Below are 1976 nucleotides of genomic sequence, written 5' to 3'. Positions count from 1 at the left end.
CGCCGAGATCATCGGTGTGAACCCGCTGCGCGCCAAGCTGAGCGCATTCGCGATCAGCTCGTTCTTTGTCGGCATCGCGGGCGCGCTGTTCTTCTCGGTCTACCTTGGCGCGGTCGAGGTCGGCGAGACCTTCGGCATCAACAAGTCGTTCCTCGTGCTGTTCATGGTGATCATCGGCGGGCTGGGTTCGATCTTCGGCAGCTTTGCGGGGGCGGCGTTCCTGGTGCTGTTGCCGGTGCTTCTCAAGAACTTTCTGGTGGGCGGGCTTGGCTGGCCCACGGATCTGGCGGCGCATCTGGAATTCATGATCGTCGGGGGGATGATCATCATCTTCCTGGTGCTCGAGCCGCACGGGCTGGCGCAGCTCTGGCGCGTGGCCAAGGAAAAACTGAGACTTTGGCCCTTCCCGCACTAGGGGCGGGCCTGAGGAGGAGACGCCGGGGGCCTTGGCCCTTGGCGAAAAGGGACATCGGAACAAGACCAAAGGGAGGAATAACCGATGAAAACGAAACTTCTGACAGTGCTTGTCGCTGCGGTGATGGCGGCAGGACCCGCCCTAGCAGAATTGACTATCCCACTTATAAGTTATCGAACCGGGCCGTATGCTGCCAATGGCATACCTAACGCAGATGGCTATACCGATTACTTTACATTGATCAATGAACGTGATGGCGGCATCGGTGGTTTGAAGATCGAGGTGCCGGAATGTGAAACCGGATATAGTACCGAAAAAGGTGTGGAATGTTATGAGGCAACTAAGGAGAGTGCAATTCTCTACCAGCCCGTTTCCACCGGATTAAACTATCAGCTAATTCCAAAAGCAAGCGTCGATCAGATCCCAATTCACGCTATCGGCCATGGGCGCACCTCAGCTGCTAATGGCGCAGTGTTTGAATGGATATTCAGCTACCCAACAAATTATTGGGCGGGTGCGAGCGTTGCCATTAAATATCTACTTCAGGAGAATAGTGGCGATCTGAAAGGTAAAAAAATTACGCTCGTCTATCATAACTCTGCATTCGGCAAGGAACCAATCCCAACCTTGGAAATTCTCGCGAAGAAACACGGGTTTGTTTTTAACTCTCTGGCCGTTGATCACCCTGGACAAGAACAAAAATCGCAGTGGTTGCAAATCCGACGTGAGAAGCCTGACTATGTACTTTTGTGGGGCTGGGGTGTCATGAACCCAGTTGCTCTTCAGGAAGCGGCCAACATTCGCTTCCCGCTCGAAAATATGATTGGTGTCTGGTGGTCTGGCTCTGAATCGGATGTTCTACCTGGCGGCGAAAGCTCTGACGGTTATAAAGCACTGGCTATGCACGCCCCAGGGTCAGACTTTGGCGTCTATAAAGATCTCAAGACGTATGTATATGACAAGGGGCTTGCTGCGGGTGACGGCGATCAAATGGGAACCGTTCTGTACAACCGCGGTCTATATTCCGCAATGCTGGCGGTGGAAGCCATTAAAAAGGCCCAAGAAATACATGGTATTTCTCAAGTTACAGGGTCAATGGTTCGTGACGGTATGGAAGCCCTAGATATCACTGACGAAAAAATGGCAAGTCTGGGCTTTGCTAATTTCGCCCCGGAAATCAAGGCGACATGTTCTAATCACGGCGGCGAAGGTTTGGCTGCCGTGCGCCAGTGGAATGCGAAAACGAAAAGCTGGAGCATGTTGACCGGTTTCATAGCGCCGGATTCCGATGTGATCGATCCTTTGATTGTGGCGGATTCCGAGGCCTATGCCAGCGAAAACAACATCGAGCTGCGCTGCCAGTAAGCGTGGCCACATGAAGCGGGCGCGGCGGGCTGACCGCCGCGCCCGGACCTGACGACCGGGCCCCGCGACGGGGCGAACGAGCGAGCGATTTGGAGAGACACATGCCCGACGCAGCAGCACGCACCGACGAGATGATTCTCGAGGTCAACAACATCGAGGTGATCTACAACCACGTGATCCTTGTGCTGAAGGGCGT

At 54.3% G+C, this 1976-nt stretch carries 2 protein-coding genes and 1 pseudogene; all 3 read left to right on the top strand.

Annotated features, from left to right (window positions below; translation table 11 throughout):
• Positions 1–415: ABC transporter permease subunit (locus ROH8110_RS18355; RefSeq protein WP_442475981.1), on the top strand; the 415-nt coding region annotated here is incomplete at its 5' end.
• Between the two features lie 84 nt (positions 416–499).
• Positions 500–1780, top strand: a complete 1281-nt coding sequence (locus ROH8110_RS18350; protein ID WP_085819243.1) for an ABC transporter substrate-binding protein — start codon at positions 500–502, stop codon at positions 1778–1780.
• 101 nt (positions 1781–1881) lie between these two features.
• Positions 1882–1976, top strand: a pseudogene (locus ROH8110_RS18985) (ABC transporter ATP-binding protein); the annotation flags it as partial.

Origin of the sequence: Roseovarius halotolerans (assembly GCF_900172255.1) — a bacterium.
In the GTDB taxonomy this organism is placed as follows: domain Bacteria; phylum Pseudomonadota; class Alphaproteobacteria; order Rhodobacterales; family Rhodobacteraceae; genus Roseovarius; species Roseovarius halotolerans.
This window is presented reverse-complemented; position numbering and strand designations above follow the sequence as displayed.